This is a genomic window from Burkholderia gladioli, assembly GCF_000959725.1.
GTDB lineage: Bacteria > Pseudomonadota > Gammaproteobacteria > Burkholderiales > Burkholderiaceae > Burkholderia > Burkholderia gladioli.
The window spans coordinates 761,702-785,287 of record NZ_CP009322.1 but is presented as its reverse complement, the minus strand read 5'-3'; the positions used below and the strand labels follow the sequence as shown (position 1 = coordinate 785,287).

Genomic DNA, 23,586 nt, shown 5'->3' with positions numbered 1-23,586 from the left:
ACCCGCCGACATCGGTCATTTGACCGATGTCGGCGCGCGGCGCGCCGCTCACACTTCGCTCGACACCCCCTTGCCTTCCAGCATCGCGTCGATCCACACCGCGATCTCGGCCAGGTAGGGCGGCGTGCCGATGTCGTCGTGCGAGCAGGCCACCGGCGTCGAGCGGATCTCGCCGTCCACGTGCGCGCGCCAGTGCAGCAGCGGCGACTCCATCCTGACCGCCTCCTCGGTGGCGGTGAAATGCGTCAGGGTGCCCTTGAACACCTGCCCGGGCAGGTAGCGCTGCGAGATCCGCAGGTTGTTGCGCCGGACCTCCACCAGCCCCTGGATATGCGCCTCGGTGAGATCCGCGAAGATATGCCCTTCGCGGCGCACGATCGCCGTCACCTCCGCCACGCTCAGCAGGTGCCCCGGCTCGATCGTCTCCATCGGGTAGCCGGCCGTGCGCAGCACGTTGGCCAGCGTGTACTGGTCGTCGACGGGTACCTCCTCGGTGGTGTAGAGCAGGTAGCTGTCGAGCATGCCGAGGAAATCGACCTCCTCGCCCATCGCCTGCAACTGGCAGGCGATCTCGAAGGCCACCAGCCCGCCCATCGACCAGCCCAGCACCCGATACGGCCCTTCCGGCTGCACGCTGCGCATCGCCTCGATGTAGCCGCGGCTCATGGCCTCGACCGAGGCGGCCGGCGTGGTGCCTTCGGCGATCCCGTCGGCCTGCAGGCCATAGACCTGGAAGCCGCCCCGCGCATGACGCGACAGGCCGACGTAGGACCAGCTCAGCCCGCTGGCCGGATGCACGCAGAACAGCACCGGGCCGCCTTGCTCGCGCAGCTTGACGGGCAGCAGCCGCTCCACCGGCGAGGCGACTTCCAGCGGGAAGTCGATCTGCCGGGCCTGGCTGGCCAGCTCGGGGAAGGCGAACAGCGTGCTGATCAACAGCCGCACGCCGAAACGCTGGTGGACGCGATCGAGCAGGCTCATCGCCAGCAGCGAATGGCCGCCGAGCGCGAAGAAATTGTCGCGGCGGCCGACCCGCTCCAGCTTCAGCACCTCGGCCCACACCACAGCCAGCGCCCGCTCGGTGTCGCCCAGCGGCGCCTCGTAATGCGTGCTGGCATAAGCGAGCGCGTCCGGCTCCGGCAGCGCGCGACGGTCGAGCTTGCCGTTCGGCGTCAGCGGCAAGGCATCGAGCCGCACATAGGCGGCCGGCACCATGTACTCGGGCAGGCTGGCCTGCAGGCTGCGGCGCAGGTCCTCGGCGCGCAGCGCCTCGCCGGTCCAGTAGGCCAGCAGCCGGCGCTCGCCCGCCTCGCCGTCCTGCACCACCACCGCCGCCTCGCGCACGCCCGGGCAGCTCGCCAGGCGCGCCTCGATCTCGCCCGGCTCGACGCGGAAGCCGCGAATCTTGACCTGGTCGTCGTTGCGGCCCAGGTAGTCGAGCGTGCCGTCGGGCCGCCAGCGCCCCAGGTCGCCGGTGCGGTACATGCGTGCGCCGGGCCGGTCCGCGAACGGATCGGCCAGGAAGCGCGCCTCGCTTAAGGCATCGAGATTGCGGTAGCCGCGCGCGAGCTGCGCGCCGCCGATATGGATCTCGCCCGCCACGCCCTCGGCCACCGGCGCGCCATGGGCATCGAGCAGGTAGATCCGCACGTTGCCGACCGGCCGCCCGATCGGCGGCAGCACCGGCCACGCGGCCGGCCCGCCCGCCAGCGTGTGCGCCACCACCACGTGCGATTCGGTCGGGCCGTAGTGGTTGTGCAGGCGGCAGCCAGGGTGGCGCGCGAAGAAGGCCGCGATCTGCGGGGTGATGCGCAACTGCTCGCCGGCCGTGACCACTTCGCGCAGGGCCGGCGCGAACGCGTCGCCCGCGGCCATGGCCGTTTCGGCCAGCGCCTGCAGCGCGATGTACGGCAGATACAGCCGCTCGATGCCGCGCGCGCGGATATGCGCCCACAGCCGGACGAAATCGAGCCGCAGCTCGCTGTCGACCAGCTCCAGCGTGGCGCCGGCGGCCAGCGTGCCGAAGATCTCCTGGAACGCCACGTCGAAACCGAGCGCCGCGAACTGCAGGGTGCGCCCCGCCGTCACCGCGCCGGCCTGCCATTGCAGCAGGTTGACCAGCGGCGCGTTGGCCATCGCCACGCCCTTGGGCTGGCCGGTGGAACCGGAGGTGTAGATCAGGTAGGCCAGCCGGTTCGCGCCGTCGCCCGCCAGCGCCGGCCGCTCGCGCCTGCCTTCGGCCCAGCCCGCCTCGGCGTCGAGCATGATGCGCGGCGCCGTGGCGGCATCGAGCAGCGACGCCGTGGCGGCATCGAGCAGCGACGCCGTCGCGCTCTGCTGCAGCACCGCGGCCGGCGCGCTGTCGGCCAGCATGGCGCCCAGCCGCTCGGCCGGATACGAGGGATCGAGCGGCACATAGGCCGCGCCGGCCTTGAGGATCGCCAGCAGCCCCACCACCATCGCCGGACTGCGTTCGGCGCAGATCGCCACCCGGTCGTCCGGGCGAACGCCCTGGGCGATCAGCTCGTGCGCGAGCGCGTTGGCGCGCTGGTCCAGTTGCGCGTAGCTCAGCCTGCGCTCGGTGCCGTCCAGCGGCGAGCGCTGCGCGAGCGCCACCGCATCGGGCGTGCGCGCGGCCTGCGCCTCCACCAGCTCGGCCACCGTCGATCCGGCCGCCGGATAGACCGCCTCGCTGCGGTTGTGCTCGACCAGCACGCGCCGCAGCTCGGCCTCGCCCAGCATCGGCAAGGCGGCGGCCGGCCGGGACGCGCCGTCTTGCGCCACCATCTCGCGCAACACGCGTTCGAGATAGGCGGCATGACGCTCGGCGGTGGCGCGGTCGAACAGCGAGGTGGCGTATTCCAGCGTGCCGACGATGCCCTCCTCGGACTCGCCCAGCTCCAGCGTCAGGTCGAACTTCGCGCTGGTGCGCGTGGCGGCCAGCGGCGCCAGCGTCAGGCCCGGCAGCCGCAGCGCGGCGCCGTCCAGGTTCTGCCAGGCGAACATGACCTGGAACAGCGGGCTGTGGGACAGGCTGCGGACCGGCTTGAGCCGCTCCACCACCTGCTCGAACGGCAGGTCCTGGTGCGCCTGCGCCGACAGCGTGCGCTCGCGCACCCGCTCCAGCAGCGCCGCCACCGAGGGCTGGCCCGACAGGTCGATCGGCAGCGCCAGCGTGTTGACGAAGAAGCCGATCAGGTCCTCGGTCTCGCCGCGCGCGCGGTTCGCGCTGGGCGAGCCGATCACCACCTGCTCCTGGCCCGACAGGCGCGACAGCACCAGCGCCCAGGCCGCCAGCAGCGTCATGTAGGGCGTCACGCCGTGGCGCAGGCTCAGGGCCTTCACGGCCTCGCCCAGCGAGGCGTCCAGGCGCAGCGCCACGGCCGCGCCGGCGAAGTCCTGGCGCGCCGGGCGCGGCCGGTCGGTCGGCAGGGCCAGCAGCGCCGGCATGCCATCCAGCGCGTCGCGCCAATAGGCCTCCTGGGCCCGCAACCGCTCGCCGCCGACCAGCTCGCGCTGCCAGCGCGCGTAGTCGGCGTATTGCAGCGGCAGCGGCGCCAGCGGTGCCGGGCCGGCCTCCTCGCCGAGCCGGCCGGCCTCGTAGAACGCCGCCAGCTCGCGCGTGAGCACGCCCATCGACCAGCCGTCGGAGACGATGTGATGCATGGTCAGCAGCAGCGCGTGGTCGTCCTCCGCCAGCGTGATCAACTGCCCGCGGATCAGCGGGCCGTGCGCCAGGTCGAAGGGCGCCAGCGCCTCCTCGCGCACCAGCCGCGCCAGCGCTTGCTCGCGTGCCGCCGCAGGCTGCCCGGACAGGTCGCGCAGGCGCAGCGCGAAGCCGAGACCGGCCGCGTCCACGCGCTGCACCGCCTGCCCGTTCAGCGGCACGAAGCGGGTTCGCAGCACCTCGTGCCGCGCCACGATCCGGTCCAGCGCACGCCGCAGCGCGGCGACGTCGAGCCGGCCGTGCAGCCGCAGCCCGCCCGGCACGTGATAGGCCGCGCTGGCGCCTTCCACCTGCGCGAGGAACCACAGGCGCTGCTGGGCGAACGACAAGGGCAGCGGGCCGTCGCGATCGGCCGGCACGATCGCCGGCAAGTCGCTGCGCGCGGCACGCGCCACCGCGTCGGCCAGCCCGGCCAGCTCGGGATGCGCGAACAGCTCGCCCAGCGGCAGCTCCGCGCCCAGGCGCTGGCGCAGTTGCGAGATCAGCCGCACCGCCAGCAGCGAATGGCCGCCGAGCTCGAAGAAGTGGTCGTGGCGGCCGACCCGCTCCACCCCGAGCAGGTCCTGCCACAGCGCGGCCAGCAGCGTTTCGATCTCACCGCGCGGCGCCGCGTAGGCGCGGCTCGCGTAGGCCTGCGCGTCGGGCAGCGGCAAGGCGCGGCGGTCGAGCTTGCCGTTCGGCGTGAGCGGCAGCGCCGCCAGCCAGACGAAGGCGGCCGGCACCATGTGCGCCGGCAGGCTGGCCTGCAGGCGCGAGCGCAGCGGCTCGGCCTCGATCGGCGCGCCGGTGCAGTAGGCCACCAGCCGCGCCTCCTCGCGTCCCGGCCGATGCGCGATCACGACCGCCTCGGCCGCGCCGGCCCGCACCAGTTGCGCGGCGATTTCCTCCAGCTCGACGCGAAAGCCGCGGATCTTGACCTGGAAGTCGTTGCGGCCGAGATAGTCGATGCCGCCGTCGGCGCGCCAGCGTCCCAGGTCGCCCGAGGCGTACATCCGGCCGCCGGGGCGGAACGGATCGTCGAGGAAGCGCTCGGCGCTCAGGGCCGGGCGATTCAGGTAGCCGCGCGCCACGCCCACCCCGCCGATGTGGATCTCGCCGACCGCGCCCAGCGGCACCGGGCGGCCGTGCGCGTCGAGGATATAGATCGCGGTGTTGTCGATCGGCCGGCCGATCGGCGGCAGGCCCTCGTGATCGGGCGCGCAGACGTGCCAACTGGCCCAGATGGTGGTTTCGGTCGGGCCATAGGCGTTGACCAGGCGCCGAGCGCGCGACCAGCGCCGCGCCAGCCGCTCGCCGAGCGCCTCGCCGGCCAGCACCAGGGTGCGCACGCCGGGGAAGTCGACCTCGTCGGGCAGGGCCGCCAGCACCGCCGGCGGCAGCGTGGCATGGGTCACGCCGCCCGCCTCGATCGCCTCGCGCAGGGCCGTGCCGGCCAGCACCACGCCCGCCGGCGGCAGCACCAGCGCGGCGCCCTGGCAGAGCGCCATCACGATCTCGAACACGCAGGCGTCGAAGCTGAACGAGGCGAACTGCAGCACGCGGCTGCCGGGGCCCACCTCGAAGCTGCGCGCCTGCATCGCGGCCAGGTTGGCCAGGCCGCGATGCTCGACCATCACGCCCTTCGGCTGGCCGGTCGAGCCCGAGGTGTAGATCACGTAGGCCAGCGGCGAGGCGGCTGGATCGATCGCGTCGAGCGGTTCGGGATCATGCGCGGGCGCCTCGGCCCAGGGCGAGGGCTGGTCGAGCCGCAGGCAGCGCAGCGCGCCGGTATCGAGCCGCGCCTCGGTGGCGGCCTGCAGCAGCACCACCGCCGGCGCGCTGTCCTCCAGCATGTAGGCGAGCCGCGCGGCCGGGTAGGCCGGGTCGAGCGGCACATAGGCCGCGCCGGCCTTCCAGGCCGCCAGCACGGCGACGATCATCTCCGGGCCGCGCTCGACGCAGATCGCCACGCGATCCTCCGCCTTCACGCCGAGCCCGCGCAGATGATGCGCGAGCCGGTTGGCGCGCAGGTTCAGCTCGCGATACGACAGCGTCTGCGTGCCGTGCAGCAGCGCGAGCGCCTCGGGCGCGCGCCGCACCTGGGCCTCGAACAGCCCGTGCGCGGTGGCCTCGGCGTCGAACGGCGTCTCGGTGGCATTGAAATCGACCAGCAACTGCCGCCGCGCCTCGGGCGGCAGCACCTCGATGTCGTGCATGGGCGTGTCAGGCGCCGTCTCCAGCGCCTGCGCGAGGCTCTCCAGCGCGCAATGCATGGCCTCGCAGATGCGCGCGGCGCCCACCGCGGGCACCGCCTGCACGGTCAAGGCGAAGTCCTCGCCCAGGTCGTCGACCGACAGGCTCAGCGGATAGTTGGTTCGCTCGCTGCTCTCCAGCGCGACGATGCCGTCCCACACGGCGGCTTGCGCGCCCTGCACGGGCGCGCTGTGCCGGTAGTTCAGCAAGGCGCTGAACAGCGGCGCGGGCGCGGCCACGCCGCTGCAGCGCTGGGCCAGCGCCAGCGGCGCATGCTCGTGGCCGAGCAGGGCCGTGAGCCGCGCATGGGTGGCCAGCACGCCGTCGCGCACGCCCTGCTCGCCCAGCGCCACGCGCAGCGGCAAGGTGTTGATGAACATGCCGAGCGCGCGCTCCGAGCCGGCGCCGCCCTGCAGGCGGCCCAGCAGCACGGTGCCGAACACGACATCCTCGCTGCCCGAGGCGCGGCCCAGCAGTCGTGCCCAGGCCAGGTGATGCAGGCTGGCCGCGCTCACGCCGAGCCGGCGCGCCTGCGCGCGCAGGCGCCGGGACAGCGCGCCGTCCACCGCGCGCCGCGCCTGCTCGATCGAGGCGCCCGGCAGGTTCACGTCGGCCAGCCCGAACGGCAGCGTGGGCGTGTCGAGCGTGCCCAGCATGTCGCGGAAGAAGGCCTCGTGCGCCTCGCGGCTCACGCCGCCACGCACCTGCGCGAGATGGTTGCGATACGGCACCGGCGCGGGCAACTGCCCGCCCCGCCCCTCGAAATGCGCGCGGATCTCGTGCTCGACGATCTCCAGCGCCGCGTGGTCGAGCACCACGTGGTGGAAGGCCAGCATCGCCACCCAGCGACGATTCGCCGGGTCATGGGCGAAGCGCATCCGCATCAGCGGCGCACGGCTCAGGTCGAGGCGGCGGCATTGCGCGCGCAGCGCGTCGGCCACCTCGCCGTCGGCCGGATCGACCCGCGCCTGCTCGACGAGCATCGTCGCGCGGCGCCAGACCACCTGCACCGGCTCGTCGAGCCCGTCCCAGACGATCGCCGTGCGCAGGATGTCGTGACGATCGATCACCGCCTGGAGGGCCGCCGCGAAGGCGTCGATGCGCGCCCGGCCGTCCACCGCGAACAAGGCCTGCAGGACATACGGGTCCTGCTCGCCGGCCGACAGATGGTGATAGAGGATGCCTTCCTGCAAGGGCGCCAATGCATAGATGTCCTGCACGTTGGCCACCCCGCCCGGCACGCCGGCCACGATCCGGTCGATGGCGGCCTGGCTCAGCGTCGCCAGCGGCAGCAGCTCGGGCGTGATGCGCGCGCAGCCCTCGCCGATGCGGTTCGCCGGCACCGGCACCGCCGGCGCCGCGCCGCCCACCGCGGCGGCCAGCGCCGCCAGCGTGGGCTGGCCGAACAGCACGCGCACGTCGGCCTGCAGGCCCGCCTCGCGCATCCGCGCGATCAGGCCGACCGCCAGCAGCGAATGGCCGCCCAGCTCGAAGAAATGGTCCTGGCGGCCGACCCGCTCGACATGCAGCAGCTCGGCCCAGATGCCCGCCAGCAGCGTTTCGGTCTCGCCGAGCGGCGCCTCGTAGGCGCGCGTGGCATGCGCCCCGAGATCCGGCGCCGGCAGCGCCCGGCGATCGAGCTTGCCGTTCGGCGTGAGCGGCAGCGCCGCCAGCATCACGAAGGCGCTGGGCACCATGTAGTCGGCCAGCGCGGCCGCGAGCCGGGCACGCAAGTCCGCGGCGGACAGCTCGGCGCCGTCCTGCGGCACCAGGTAGGCCACCAGCCGCTTCTCGTCGGGGCGCCCCGGCGTGTCCTGGCGCGCGATCACGGCGGCGTCCTTCACGCCCGGGCAGCGCGCCAGCGTCGCCTCGATCTCGCCCGGCTCGACGCGGAAGCCGCGGATCTTGACCTGCTGGTCGTTGCGGCCGAGGAATTCCAGCCGGCCGTCGGGCAGGTAGCGCGCCAGGTCGCCGGTGCGGTACATGCGAGCGCCCGGCTCGGCCGCGAACGGATCGGCCAGGAAGCGCTCGGCCGTGAGTTCGGGACGGTCGAGATAGCCATGCGCCACGCCGTCGCCGCCCACGTACAACTCGCCGATCGCGCCGGTCGGCACCGGCTGTCCATGCGCATCCAGCAGATAGGCACGCGTGTTCGCGATCGGTCGGCCGATCGGCAGGCGCGGCAGCCGCGCATCGGCCACCGTCAGCTCGCAGGTGGTCGAGAAGGTGGTGTTCTCGGTCGGTCCGTAGCAATGCAGCAGGTGCCGTGGCGCATGGCGCGCCAGCACGCGCGCGACCACGGCCGGGTCGACCGCGTCGCCGCCCACCAGCAGCAGGCGCAGCGTGCCGAGCACGTCGCCGAGCAGCTCGGCGATCTGGCTGAACAGGCCCGAGGTCAGGTGCAGCACGCTGACACGATGCCGCTGCACCAGCGCGCGCAACTGCTGGGGCTGCAGCACGGCGGCATGCGGCACCACCACCAGGCAGCCGCCATGCAGCAGCGGCGCCCAGACTTCGAGCGTGCTGATGTCGAAGGCGGGATTGCCGACCCAGGCCACGCGGTCCTCGGCGTGGAAACTCGCGTAGCCGTTGTTGACGACCAGGCGGTTCACGCCGCGATGCGGGACCAGCACGCCCTTCGGCGTGCCGGTCGAGCCCGAGGTGTACATCACGTAGGCGACGGCCGCCTCGTCGAACGGCAGGCCGGGGTTGGCCGCGGGTTCGTCGGTCCCGCTGCCGTCGTCGATCGGCAGCGCCCGCGCCGCGATCTCCCCGGGCAGCCCCGCGGCGGTGTCGACCACCGCGACCGGCGCGCCGCAATCGCGCATCACCCAGGCCTGGCGTTCGGCCGGCGCGCGCGGGTCGATCGGCACATAGGCCGCGCCGGCCTTGAGGATGGCCAGTTGCGCGATCACCAGGGCGGCGGAGCGGTCGAGCAGCGTCACCACGCGCTGGCCCGGCTGCACCCCGGCGGCGATCAGGCGCCGCGCGAGGCGGTTCGCCTTCGCCTCCAGTGCCGCGTAGTCGAGCACGGTCTCGCCGTCGATCACCGCGATCGCCTCGGGCGTGTGGCGGGCCTGTGCCTCGAACAACCGATGCACGCCCTGGCTCGCCGGATAAGTGGCGCCGGTCCGGTTCCAGGTGTCAAGCAGCCGGTGCTGCTCGGCGGCGTCCAGCAGCGCGATGCGCGACAGCGCCCTGGACGGCTGCGCCACCATCGCGCGCAGCACGCGTTCGAGGTAGCCGACATAACGCTGCACGGTGGCGCGATCGAACAAGGCGCTCGCGTATTCGAGCTCGCCGGCGATGCAGCCGTCGCGCTCGTCGAGCACCAGCGAGACGTCGAACTTCGCGGCGCGATGCGCGGCGGCCAGCGGCGCGAGCGCCAGGCCATCGAGCGCCAGGCCGCGGATATCGACGTTGCTCCAGGCCAGCAGGGCCTGGAACAGCGGGCTGTACGACAGGCTGCGCTCGGGACGCACCGCGTCGATCACCTGCTCGAAGGGCAGGTCCTGGTGCGCCTGCGCGTCCAGCACGCGCGCCTTGACGCGCGCCAGCAAGGCGTTCGCATCGGGCTCGCCGGCCAGGTCCACGCGCAGCGCCAGCGTGTTCACGAACAGGCCGATCAGACCTTCCACCTCGGCGCGCTGCCGATTGGCGACCGGCGCGCCGATCACCAGCTCGTCCTGCCCGGCCAGGCGGCCCAGCACGGTCGCCCAGCCGGCCAGCAGGACCATGAACAGCGTGGCGCCGTGTTGCTGGCCCAGCGCCTTCAGCGCGGCCGTCAGTTCCGCGTCGAGGTGCACCGGCACCGCCGCGCCGGCGTGATCCTGCCGTGCCGGGCGCGGCCGGTCGGTCGGCAGGGCCAGCAGGGCCGGCGCGCCCGACAGCGCGTCGCGCCAGTAGGCGCCCTGCCTCCGCAGCATCGCCTCGTCGACCCGGTCGCGCTGCCAGCGCGCGTAGTCGGCGTACTGCACCGGCAGCGCCGGCAGGCACGCCGCCTCGCCGCGACGGCCGGCGCGGTACAGCGCCGCCAGCTCGCGCGTGAACACGCCCATCGACCAGCCGTCCGAGACGATGTGGTGCATCGTCACCAGCAGCGCATGATCGTCCTGGCCGAGCCTGAGCAGCCGGCCGCGCGCGAGCGGCCCCGCCTCCAGGCTGAACGGCGCGCGGGCTTCGTCCTCCACCTGCCGGGCCAGCGCCGCCTCGCGCGCGGCCGGATCGGGCAGCGTCGAGAGGTCCTCGACACGCAGCGGGAACCCGGCATGTTCGCCGTCGATATGCAGCACCGCCTGGCCGCCCTGCTCGACGAAGCGGGTCCGCAAGGCCTCGTGACGCGCGACGATGCCGTCCAGGGCGCCTTGCAAGGCCGGCACGTCGAGCGCGCCTCGCAGGCGCAGGCCGGCCGCGATGTGATAGGTATCGCTGCCGCCGGCGAGCTGGGCCAGGAACCACAGCCGCTGCTGCGCGAAGGACAGCGGCAGCGCGCCGTGCTCCCCGCGCGCGGCCGGCAGGATCGCCGGCAGGCTGCTGCGCGCGGCGCTCGCGACGGCGGCGGCCAGCGCATCGAGCGAGGCATGCGTGAACAGCACCGACAGCGGCAGCTCCACGCCGAGCCGCTCGCGCACCTGCGCGATCAGCCGGATCGCCAGCAGCGAATGGCCGCCGAGTTCGAAGAAGTGATCGTGACGGCCGACCTGCTCGACACCGAGCAGCGTCTGCCAGATCCCCGCCAGCGCCCGTTCGATGTCGTTGGCCGGTGCCGCGTAGGCGCTGCTCGCAAAGGCCTCGGCCAGCGGCGCGGGCAAGGCCTTGCGATCCAGCTTGCCGTTCTGCGTCAGCGGCAGCGCCTCGAGATGCACGAAGGCGCCCGGCACCATGTGCTCGGGCAGGGTCTCGCGCAAGGCGCCGCGCAGCACCTCGGCTTCGCGCGGCTCGCCCGTGTAGTACGCCACCAGGCGCTTTTCGCCGGGCGCGTCCTCGCGCGCCAGCACCACCGCCTCGCGCAGGCCCGGCAAGGCGGCCAGCCGCGCCTCGATCTCGCCCGGCTCGATGCGGAAGCCACGGATCTTCACCTGGTGATCGTTGCGGCTCAGGTATTCGAGCTGGCCATCGGGCAGCCAGCGTCCGAGGTCGCCGGTTCGATACATGCGTGCCTGCGGATCCGCGCTGAACGGGTCCTCGACGAAGCGCTCGGCCGTCAGCTCGGGGCGGTTCAGGTAGCCGCGCGCCACGCCGGCGCCGCCGATGCAGATCTCGCCCGCCACGCCGACGGGCACGAGCGCGCCGCGCGCGTCGAGCAGATGGATTTGCGTGTTCGCCACCGGGCGGCCGATATGCGCGGCGAACCCCTGCTCGCGCGGCATCGATACCCAGGTCGAATAGGTGGTCGTCTCCGAGGGGCCGTAGAGATTGCAGAGCCGCGCCACGGCGGTTTCGGCGAACAGCTTCTCCACCAGTTCGCGCCGCAGCGCCTCGCCGGCCACGTTCACGGTACGCACGGATGCGCTCAGGGCGCCGCTGTCGAGCAGGCTCGACAGGGCCGAGGGCACGGTATTGACGAGGTCGACTTCATACTCGCGCTCGCGCAGGGCGAGGATATTCGACACCACCTCGATGCGGCCGCCGCGCGTGAGCGGCGCGAAGCATTCGTAGACGGCCAGGTCGAAGTTCAGCGAGGTCGAGAACAGCGTGCGCGCCTGCTCCCGCGCGTCGAAGGCCTCATGGGCCCAGTGGAGGAAATTGACCGCGTTGCGATGCTCGATCATCACGCCCTTGGGCTGGCCGGTCGAGCCCGAGGTGTAGATCACGTAGGCCAGGCTTCGCGCGTCCAGCCCGGCCACCACCGGGTTGTCGACCGGCTCGTGCGCGACATCCGTCGACGACAGGTCCAGCATCGGCATCTCGCCGACCAGCAGGGCGCGCGTGGACGGCTGGGCCAGCACGGCCACCGGCGCGCTGTCGGCCAGCATGTAGTGCAGCCGCTGCGCCGGATAGGCCGGGTCGAGCGGCACGTAGCCCGCGCCCGACTTCAGGATGCCGAGCAGGCCGACCACCATCTCGATGCCGCGCTCGACGCAGATCGCCACGCGCTGGTCCGGCTGCACGCCGAGCGCGATCAGGCGGTGCGCCACGCGGTTGGCGCGCGCATTCAGCTCGCCGTAGCTCAGTTGCCGGCCTTCGTGCTCGACCGCGACGGCGTTCGGGCCGCGCGCCGCCTGCGCCTCGAACAACTGGTGCAGGGTCTGGTCCTGCGGATAGGGCGCGTGCGTGTCGTTGAAGCCGTCCAGAAGCTGCCGGCGTTCGTCAGCGGGCAGGATGTCGAGCGCGTGGAGCGGCGTTCGCGGCGCCTGCTCGATGGCGTCGGCCAGGCTTTCGAGCGCGGCCTGCATGTAGCCGCAGATACGTGCCGCGTCGATGCTCGCGACGGCCTGCACCGTCAGCCCCAGGTCCGTGCCGTAATCGTCGACCGACAGCATCAGCGGATAGTTGGTGCGCTCCTCCCCGCCCAGCGCCTCGATGCCCTGCCAGGCTGCGTGGCCGGCCGCGAGCGGCCCTTGCGGGCCCATGTGGCGATAGTTCAGCAGCGCGCTGAACAGCGGCGCCGGTGCCGCCACGCCGCTGCAGCGCTGCGCCAGCGCCAGCGAGGCGTGTTCGTGCTCCAGCAGGGCCGCGAGCCGCGCATGCGTCTGCGCGATGCCGTCCTCCACCGCCTGCGCGCCGACGCCGACCCGCAGCGGCAGGGTGTTGATGAACATGCCCAGCGTGCGCTCGGCGCCCGCGCCGCCCTGCATGCGCCCGAGCAGCACGGTGCCGAACACCACCTCGTCGCGCCCCGACAACTGCCCCACCACGCGCGCCCAGGCCAGGTGGCACAGGCTCGCGGCGCTCACGCCGAGCCGGCGCGCGTGGCCGCGCAAGCGCCGCACCAGCTCGCCATCGACCGGCCGGCTGCATTCCGCCACGCCGCGTCCGTCGCCCTGCACGTCGGCCAGGCCGAAGGGCAGCGTCGGCTCGTCGACGTCGTGCAGCATCGCCTGGAAGAAATGCTCGTGCGCGGCGTCGTTGCCGCCGAGCCGCGCCTGGGCCACGTAGTTGCGGTAAGGCAGCGCCGCGGGCAAGGCCGCCTGCTCGCCCAGCAGATGCGCCTGCATTTCCTGCTGCACGATCTCCAGCGCCATGTGGTCCAGGGCGATGTGATGGAACAGCAGCATCGCCAGCCAGCGCCGGTTGGCCGCGTCGTGCGCGAAGGCCACGCGCATCAACGGCGCCTGGCCGAGGTCGATCCGGAACCGGCGCGGATCGAAGCGGGCCTGCAACTGCGCGGCGACATCGCCGGCTTCCGGGACGATCTGCTCCTGACTCAGTCGCGCATGGCGCTGGACCACCTGCAGCGGTTCCTCCAGGCCGTCGCGAACGATCGAGGTGCGCAGGATGTCGTGGCGATCGATCACGCCCTGCAGCGCAGCCACGAAGGCGTCGAGCCGTTCGCGGCTGGCGAAGCCGAACAAGGCGTGCAACAGGTACGGATCGCCGGCATCTGCCATCAGGTGGTGGTACAGGATGCCCTGCTGCAGCGGCGCGAGCGGATAGATGTCCTGCACGTTGCGCGCGCCGCCCGGCACGCCGGCCACGGCCGCGTCGATCTGTTCCTGCGTGAGCATCACCAACGGCAGCATCGAGGGCGTGATCCGCTCGCAATCGGCCGGGATGCCGTTGGGCGGCACCTCGATCTCGGCGCGCGCGCCGGCGGTTTCCGCCAGGGATGCCACGCTCGGCTGGCCGAACAAGGTGCGCACGTTCGCTTGCAATCCGGCCTGGCGCATGCGCTCGATCAGCCTGACGGCCAGCAGCGAATGGCCGCCCAGCTCGAAGAAGTTGTCGTGGCGGCCGACGCGCGGGATGCCCAGCAGGTTCTGCCAGATGTCGGCGATGATGCGCTCCGCGTCGTTGGCGGGCGCCTCGTAGGCGCGAACCCGATAGGCCTGCGCGTCCGGCGCCGGCAGCGCCTTGCGATCCAGCTTGCCGTTCGGCGTGAGCGGCAGCGCCTCCAGGTGCAGGTAGGCGGCCGGGATCATGTGTTCCGGCAACTGCGCCTGCAGGCTCGCGCGCAGCGTCTCGACCGGCAGGGCCGTGCCGGTGTAGTAGCCGACCAGGCGGGCATCGCCCGGTGCGTCCTCGCGAGCCAGCACGACGGCTTCCTTGATGCCGTCCACCGCGCCCAGCCGGGCCTCGATTTCGCCCAGCTCGATGCGGAAGCCGCGGATCTTGACCTGATCGTCGTTGCGGCCGAGGTATTCGACGCTGCCGTCCTCGAGCCAGCGGCCCAGGTCACCGCTGCGGTACATGCGCGCCCGAGGATCCTCGCTGAACGGGTCCGTCACGAAGCGCTCGGCCGTCAGTTCGGCACGATGCAAGTAGCCGCGCGCCACGCCGGCGCCGCCGATCGCCAGTTCGCCGGCCACGCCGATCGGCGCCGGCTGGCCCCGGGCATCCAGGATGTAGATCCGCGTATTCGCGATCGGCCGGCCGATGATCGAGCCGGCCCGCACCTCGCCGCGCACGTGGACATGGCTGCTCGCGTCGATGGTCGTTTCGGTCGGGCCGTAGAGGTTCACCAGCGTGACCCCGGGCGCCTGGGCGTGGAAGGCCTCGACCAGCCGGGGCGGCAGCGCCTCGCCGCCGCAGAACACGCGCCGCAGCGCCGGGCAGCCGGCCAGCGCGTTCGCCTCGAGCAGGGCCGCCAATAGCGTGGGCACCACCTGCAGCGTGTGGATCGATTGCGTGCGCAACCATGTCGCCAGGTACTCGACGTCGCGATGGCCATCGGGCCTGGCCAGCACCAGCCGACCGCCCGCCAGCAGCGGCGCGTGGAACTCCCATATCGAGGCGTCGAAGCTGAACGGCGTCTTCTGCGCCACCGCGTCGCCCGCTTCGAGTGGGAACGCGGCCTGCATCCAGGCCATGTGATTGACCAGTTGCCGATGCTCGACCATCACGCCCTTGGGCTGGCCGGTCGAGCCCGAGGTGTAGATCACATAGGCCAGGCTGCGCGCGTCGAGCCCGGCGACCTGCGGATCCGCATCGGGATAAGCGTCGAGATCCTCCGCATCGATCCTCATGACGGGAGCGGGAGCCTGCCCCACCAGGCCCTGCGTTGCCGCCTGGACGAGGATCGCCGCCGGGGCGCTGTCCTCCAGCATGTAGGCGAGCCGCTGCGCCGGATAGCCGGGATCGACCGGCACGTAGGCGGCGCCCGACTTGAGGATCGCCAGCAGGCCCACCACCATGTCGAGGCTGCGCTCGACACAGATCGCCACGCGATCGTCGGGCCGGATGCCCTGCTCGATCAGGCGATGCGCGAGCCGGTTGGCGCGCGCGTTCAGCTCGGCGTAGCTCAGCGTTTGCGCCTCGTGGCACACCGCCGTCGCGTGCGGCGTGCTGCGCACCTGCGCCTCGAACCACGCATGCAGCGTCGCCTCCTCCCGCGCATGGCTCGCCGCCGGCGCGTTGAAGCTTTCGAGCAGTTGCGTGCGCTCGGTCGACGGCAGGATCGATAGCTCATGCAAGGGAGCGTCGGGCCGGTGTTCGAGCGCCTCGACGAGCTGCTCCAGCGCCGTATGCGCGTAAGCCGCGACGCGCCGCGCGTCGACGCTCGACACCGCCTGCACCGTCAGCACGAAGCCTTCGCCGAGATCGTCGACGCTCAGGCACAGCGGATAGTTGGTGCGCTCCAGGACCTCCAGCACCTCGATCCCGCTCCAGGAAGCGCTTGCCCGATCACGCTGCATCGATTCGGCGCTGCTGTGACGATAATTCAGCAGCGCGCTGAACAAGGGCGCCGGCGCGACCACGCCGCTGCAACGCTGGGCCAGCGCCAGCGAGGCATGCTCGTGGCCGAGCAGCGCGGCCAGCCTGGCATGCGTGGCCTTCACGCCATCCCTCACGCCCTGCCCGCCGACCTCGACCCGCAGCGGCAGCGTATTGATGAACATCCCCAGCGCGCGATCCGCGCCCGTGCCGCCTTGCAGGCGCCCCAGCAGCACCGTGCCGAACACCACGTCCTCGCGCCCGGCAAGCTCGCCGACCACCCGCGCCCAGGCCAGGTGCGCGAGGCTCGCGGCGCTCACGCCGAGCAGGCGCGCCTGCGCGCGGATCCGGCCGGCCAGCGCGGCATCGACATCGCGCCGCGCTTCCTCGATGCCGTGGCCGTCGCCCTGCACGTCCACCAGCCCGAACGGCAGGCACGGCTGGTCCACCGTCGCCAGCATCTCGCGGAAGAAGGCCTCGTGCGCCGCCTGGCTCACGCCCAGGCGCGTCTGGGCGACATAGTTGCGATACGGCTGCGGCGCGGGCAGGCTCGCGCTCGCCTCGCCGCCTTCCAGGCAGGCCAGCATCTCCTGCTGCATCACGTCGAGCGCGGTGTGATCGAGCGTCATGTGGTGGATCAGCAGCACCAGCACCCAGCGATCGTTCGCCTCGTCGCGCGCGTAGGCGACCCGCATCAAGGGCGCCTGCCGCAGGTCGAGCCGGTAGTGGCGCGGATCGAAGCGCGCCTGCAACTGCCGGCCGATATCGCCCTGCCGCGCATCCAGCACGAGTTCGCTCGCCGCCAGCGGCGCCTGCCGGCAGACCACCTGCAAGGCTTCGTCGAGGCCGGTCCAGACGATGCGCGTGCGCAGGATGTCGTGCCGGTCGATCACCTGCTGGAACGCATCGAGGAAGCCCGCCACGCGCTCGCGGCTCGGCAGGCTGAACAGCGCCTGCAGCAGGTAGGGATCGCCCTCGCTGGTCGACACGTGGTGATAGAGGATGCCCTCCTGCAGCGGCGCGAGCGGATAGATGTCCTGCACGTTGCGCGCGCCGCCCGGCACGCCGGCCACGGCCGCGTCGATCTGCTCCTGCGTGAGCGTCACGAGCGGCAGCATCGAGGGCGTGATCCGCTCGCAATCGGCCGGGATCGCGTTGGCCGGCGCCACCACCTCGGCCCGGCCGCTCGCGGCGGCCGCCAGCGCGGCCAGCGTCGGCTGGCCGAACAGCACGCGGATATCGGCATCGAGCCCGGCCCGGCGCATCCGCTCCACTAGCTTCATGGCCAGCAGCGAATGGCCGCCCAGCTCGAAGAAATGATCCTGGCGGCCCACCCTTGCCACGCCCAGCAGGTCCTGCCAGATCGCCGCCAGGGCCTGCTCGGCCTCGCCGACCGGCGCGTCGTAGCGCCGGCTCACCAGCGCCTGCGCATCGGGCTCGGGCAGCGCGCGGCGGTCCAGCTTGCCGTTCGGCGTGAGCGGCAGCGCCGCCAGGTGCATGTAGCGCCCCGGCACCATGTAGTCGGGCAGGCTCGCTCGCAACGCCGCGTGCAGCGCGTCGGCCGCGATCGCCTCGCCCGTGTAGTAAGCCACCAGCCGCCGCCCGCCCGCCGCGTCCTCGCGCGCCACCACGGCCGCGTCCTTCACGCCGTCGAGCTGCTCGAGCTTCGCCTCGATCTCGCCCGGCTCGACGCGGAAGCCGCGGATCTTGATCTGCTGGTCGTTGCGGCCGAGGTATTCGATGCTGCCGTCGGCCAGCCAGCGGCCCAGGTCGCCGGTGCGATAGACGCTCGCCCGCGGCTCGCCGCCGAACGGATCGTCGAGGAAGCGCTCGGCCGTCAGTTCCGGCCGGTTCAGGTAGGCGCGCGCCACGCCCGCGCCGCCGATCCAGATCTCGCCGGCCACGCCTTGCGGCACCGGGCGGCCTTGCTCGTCCACCAGATAGACCCGCGTGTTGGCGATCGGCCGGCCGATCGGTGGCAGCGTGCTCCAGGCCTCGACCGGCTCGGGCAGCGAGAAGGCGATCGTCACATGGGTCTCGGAAGGCCCGTAATGGTTGTAGAGACGCGCCGGCTTCAGGCGAGCGAAGAAGCTGCGGATCTCGTCGGTGATGCGCAACTGCTCGCCGGCCGTGATCACCTCGCGCAGGGCGCAGCCCGACAGCGCCGCCCCGCTGCCGACCACCGCTTCCGCCAGCCCCTGCAAGGCGATGTACGGCAGGTAGATGCGCTCGATGCCGCGCGCGCGGATGTGCTCGAACAGGCGCGCGAAATCGAAGCGCAGCGATTCGGGGATCAGCTCCAGCGTGGCGCCCGTGCAGAGCGTGCTGAAGATTTCCTGGAACGCCACGTCGAAGCCGAGCGCCGCGAATTGCAGGGTCCGGCCGCCGCGATAGCCCTGGCGCTGGCTGTCGCTCGCCTGCCAGTGCAGCAGGTTCACCAGCGCCCGATGCGGCATGGCCACGCCCTTGGGCCGGCCGGTGGAACCGGAGGTGTAGATCACATAGGCCAGCGACGCGGCATCGGCCGCCTCGGCTCGCGGCGGCGGCGCCTGGTCCTCGGCATCATCCGGAGCCGTCTCGATGTCGATGGCGATCTCGGGCACGCCGGTGTCGCCGGCCACGCCGGCCGTCGGCGCGTGCGTGAGCACCGCCAGCGGCGCGCTGTCGGCCAGCATCCAGGCCAGGCGATCGGCCGGGTAGCCCGGGTCGAGCGGCACATAGGCCGCGCCCGACTTCAGGATGCCGAGCAGGCCGACCACCATCTCCAGGCTGCGGCCCACGCAGATCGCCACGCGCGCATCGCGGCCCGCGCCGCGCCGCGCGAGTTGCCGGGCCAGGCGCTCGGCGCGCTGGTCCAGCTCGCGGTAGCTGAGCTGCCTGCCCTCGAACACCGCTGCCACCGCCTCGGGCGTGCGCCGCGCCTGCGCCTCGAACAGGGCGTGGACGGTGGCCTGGTTCGGCCAGTCGGCCTGGGTCGCGTTGAAGCCGTCGAGCAGGCGCGAGCGCTCCTGCGGCGGCAGGATCGTGAGGCTTTGCAGCGGCGCCTCGGGCCGCTGCTCCAAGGCTTCCACCAGTTGCTCGAGCGCCGTGTGCATGTAGGCGCAGATCCGCGCCGCGTCCACCTGCTCGACGGCCTGCACCGCCAGCCCGAAATCCTCGCCGCGATCGTCGACCGACAGCATCAGCGGATAGTTGCTGCGCTCCTCGCCGCCCAGCACCGTCACCTCGCGCCAGGCGTGCGCGCTGGCCTGCTCGGCGCCGGCCTGCACGGCATCGTGCCGGTAGTTCAGCAGCGCGCTGAACAGCGGCGCGGGCGCCGCCACGCCGCTGCAGCGTTGCGCCAGCGACAGCGACGCATGCTCGTGCTCGAGCAGCGCGCTCAGGCGCTGGTGCATCCGTGCCACCGCGGCACACGCGCCGGTCGCGCCCAGTTCGGCGCGCAACGGCAAGGTGTTGATGAACATGCCCAGCGAGCGCGCCGCGCCGGCGCTGCCTTGCAGGCGCCCCATCAGCACCGTGCCGAACACCACGTCCTCGCGGCCCGAGACGGCGCCCACCACCTGCGCCCAGGCCAGGTGATGCAGGCTCGCGGTGCTCACGCCGAGGCGCCGCGCCTGCGCGCGAAGCCGCGCCGACACGGCCGGCGCCACGCCCAGCCGCGCCTCGCGCAGCTCGGCCTCGCTGCTCAGCACGTCCACCAGCCCGAACGGCAGCGTCGGCTCGTCGACACCTTGCAGCATCTCGCGGAAGAAGGCTTCCTGCGCCGCGCGATCCGCGCCCAGGCGCGTGCGGGCCACGTAGTTGCGGTACGGCACCTGCTCGGGCAGCGCCTGCGCCTGCCCACGCAGCAGCGCGTCGACCTCGATGCCCATGTAGCGCAGCGAGGTGGCATCATCGATCAGGTGATGGAACAGCAGCAGCGCGACATGGCGCTGGTTGGCCGGGTCCTCGGCATGGACCAGGCGCATCATCGGCGCGCGCCCGAGATCGAGCCGGGCGCCGCGGAAATCGTGACGCTCGCGCAGTTGGGCGGCGATATCGCCTTGCACGGCGTCGAGACGGACTTCCTCGACCGGCAGCCGGGCCTCGCGCCACACCACCTGCATCGGCTCGTCGAGCCCTTCCCATCTCACCGCGGTGCGCAGGATGTCATGGCGATCCACCACGCCCTGCAGCGCGGCCGCGAAGGCCTCGAGCCGCGCCCGGTCGGGCAGGCTGAACAGCGCCTGCAGCACATAGGGATCGCCCCGGCTCGCCGACAGATGGTGATAGAGGATCCCTTCCTGCAGCGTGGCGAGCGGATAGATGTCCTGGATGTTGCGCATGCCGCCCGGCACGCCGGCCGCGATCGTCTCGATCTGCGCCTGGCTCAGCGTCGCCAGCGGCAGCATGTCGGGCGTGATGCGCCCGCAATCGGCCGGAATCCGGTTGGGCGGCACCGTGAAGGACTCGCCCTCGCCGCCCTGCGCCGCCAGCGCCAGGGCCGACAAGGTCGGCTGGCCGAACAGCACCCGCACGTCCGCGTGCAGCCCCGCCTCGCGCATCTGCTCGACCAGCTTCACGGCCAGCAGCGAATGGCCGCCCAGCTCGAAGAAATGATCGTGGCGGCCGACGCGCTCGATGCCGAGCAGCGCCTGCCAGAGCCGCGCGAGGGTCTGCTCCACCTCGCCTTGCGGCGCCGCGTAGGCGCGGCTCGCATAGGCCTGCGCCTGCGGCGCCGGCAGCGCGCGGCGGTCGAGCTTGCCGTTGGCGGTCAGGGGCAGCGCGTCCAGATGCACGAAGGCGGCCGGCACCATGTAGTCCGGCAGCCGCGCCTGCAACGCGGCGCGCAAGGCTTCCGCCGCCTGCTCCTCGCCCGTGTAGTAGGCCGCGAGGCGCTTGTCGCCGGGCGCGTCCTCGCGCGCCAGCACGGCCGCGGCCTCGATGCCCTCGATCGCCGCCAGCCGCGCCTCGATTTCCCCCAGCTCGATACGGAAGCCGCGGATCTTCACCTGGTCGTCGTTGCGGCCCAGGTAGTCGAGCGTGCCGTCGGGCTGCCAGCGCCCGAGGTCGCCGGTGCGGTACAGCCGCGCGTGAGGATCGTCGCTGAACGGGTCGCGCACGAAGCGCTCGGCGCTCAGCTCGGGGCGGTTCAGGTAGCCACGCGCCACGCCCGCGCCGCCGACGTACATCTCGCCGGTCACCCCGGCCGGCACCGGTTGGCCCCAACGGTCGAGCACATGCACTCGCAGGTCCGGGATCGGCACGCCGATCGGGCTTCGGCCGCCATGCCGCGCATCCTCCGCGCCCAGCGCGCGATAGGTGACGTGCACCGTGGTTTCGGTGATGCCGTACATGTTGACCAGTTGCGTGTGCGCATTGCCGGCGCGCGCATACCAGGGCTGCAGCATGCTCGGCTCCAGCGCCTCGCCGCCGAAGATCACCTGCCTCAGGCGATGCGCGCCGGCATCGTCGCCCTGCGCCGCGATCAGTTGCTGGAAGGCGCTCGGCGTCTGGTTCAGGATCGTCACGCCCTGCTCGCGCAGCAGCGCGTAGAAGGCTCGCGGCGAGCGGCTGACCGGCGCCGGCACCACCACCAGGCGGCCGCCGTGCAGCAGCGCACCCCAGATCTCCCAGACCGAGAAGTCGAAGGCGAAGGAATGGAACAGCGTCCACACATCGCGTTCGTCGAAGCCGAACCAGGGCGCGGTGGCCTCGAACAGGCGCGGCACGTTGCGATGCTCGACCATCACGCCCTTGGGCTGGCCGGTCGAGCCCGAGGTGTAGATCACGTAGGCGAGATGATGCGGCTGCAGATCGGCGCGCGCGGGGTTGCCGGTCGGCTGCCCGGCCCAGGCGCTCTCGTCGAGTTCGATGACAGGGACCGACCGCGCGCTCGCCGCCGCCACCTCACGGCCGGCGCCTTGAACGAGGATCACCACGGGCGCGCTGTCGCCCAGCATGTGATGGAGCCGCTCGGCCGGATAGGCCGGGTCCATCGGCACGTAACCCGCGCCCGCCTTCAGCACCGCGAGCACGGCAACCAGCATCTCCAGCCCGCGCTCGGCGCAGACCGCCACGCGCTGGTCGGGCTGCACGCCCATGCCGATCAGGCGATGCGCGAGCTGGTTGGCGCGCGCATTCAGTTCGCCGTAGCTCAGTTGCCGATCCTCATGCAGCACCGCGATCGCATCGGGCACGCGTGCGGCCTGCGCCTCGAATAGCCCGTGGATCGTGCGATCACGCGCCGTCTCGACGCCGGCCGCGCCCCAGCGGGCGATTCGCGCGCTTTCCTCGGGCGTGGCGATCGCCATGCGATGCAAGGGCGTGTGCACCGCGTCGAGCACCTGGTCCAGCAGGTGCCGGAAGCGCTGCTCCAGCGCCTCGATCTCCGCGCCGTCGAAATAGGCCTGGTTGTGGATGAAGTGGATCCAGACCTGCTCGTCGTAGCGGTTCTCGCGCACGTAGATGGCCAGCGGCGTCTGCTCGTGGTTGTTGGAGCGCTTGACCGCGCGCGCCGGCCAGTCGCCGAAGCGCAGGTTGTTGTCGTTGCGCTCGTAGGACAGCGAGATGTCGAACACCTGGGCACGCTGCGCGCGCCACAGGCCCAGCTCGCGATTGAGCTCGCTGATGGGGAAGCGCTGGTAGCGATAGTCCTGCTTGAGCATCGCGCCCAGGGCCTTCACCAGTTCGTCGAACGGCAGTTCCTGGTCGAAGCGCAGGCGCATCGCGCTGACGCCGGCGAACATGCCGAGCGTGGCCTTGAACCCGGCATTGGCACGGTTCAGGATCGGCAGGCCGATGCTCAGGTCCTCGCGCTGGGCCGTCCTCGCGAAGTAGACGTAGAGGATCGCGAGGATCACGTGGAACGGCGTGGCATCGCAGGTGCCGGCAAGCGCGACGATGCGCTCGTAATGGCTGCGCGGCAGGCTGAACTGGTGATTGCGGCTCGGCACCACGGCATCGCCGAAACGCGCCTTGAAACGCGGGCTGAACAGCGGCTCCGGCACCTCGCGGAACTTGTCGAGCCAGTAGGCGCGATGCTGCTCGAACTTCGGCGACTGGCGATACAGACGGTCCTGCTCGACGAAGTCGAGGTAGGAAGGCGCATCGAGCCCGGGCGCCTGCCCGGCTTCGAGCTGCCCATAGATCCTGCCCAGCGATTCGAGCATCAGGCCGATCGCCCAGCCGTCGACGATCAGGTGATGCAGGACCAGCACCAGGTCGAAACAGGCCTCGCCCAGCTTCAGCAGCTCGAAGCGATAGAGGGGAGCGCCGCGCAGCACGAAGGGCGTTTCCAGTTGGCGATCGACATGCGCGAGGGCCGCGGCTTCGGGGTCCTCGCTCGCGGAAAGATCGTGCAACGGCAGCACGAAGGGCTCGGCCGGCCGGATTTCCTGCCGCGGCACGCCTTCCTCGTCCTGCTCCCGCGACAGCACGATGCGCAAGCCGTCGTGCCTGCGGATCAGCAGTTCGAGCGCGCGTGCCAGCAGCGCCGCGTCGACGCGGCCCGAGATCCGTACATAACCGCCGATGTTGTAGACCGGCGCCTCGCCATGCCTTTCCTGGTCGAACCAGATCTCGCGCTGCGAACTCGTCAGGCCGTGGTGCTCTTGATGCGAAGTGGGATTGTTCATGGCTTTGGGCAGCGAATCGAACGGCCGGGCGCTCTCGTCGGGACATCCCGTCACGCGATTCGACATGGAATGAATGAGCCAGGTGCCGGCGGCGGCCCGCGCATGCGCGATGCCCGTCGCGGCACCTGGAGGGTCAGGCGCCGGATGCCCGGTCAGGCTCGGGGGAGCAGGCGACGGCGGTCGATAAAGGAGGGAGGG

The 23,586-nt window shown here is 72.2% G+C and carries 1 protein-coding gene; it reads right to left on the bottom strand.

Translation table 11 applies throughout. The features are described 5' to 3' along the window. Positions 1-48: 48 nt before the first annotated feature. Entirely contained in the window at positions 49-23,388 is a 23,340-nt protein-coding gene (locus BM43_RS04185; protein WP_036057370.1) for a non-ribosomal peptide synthetase, read from the bottom strand. Between the last annotated feature and the right edge of the window lie 198 nt (positions 23,389-23,586).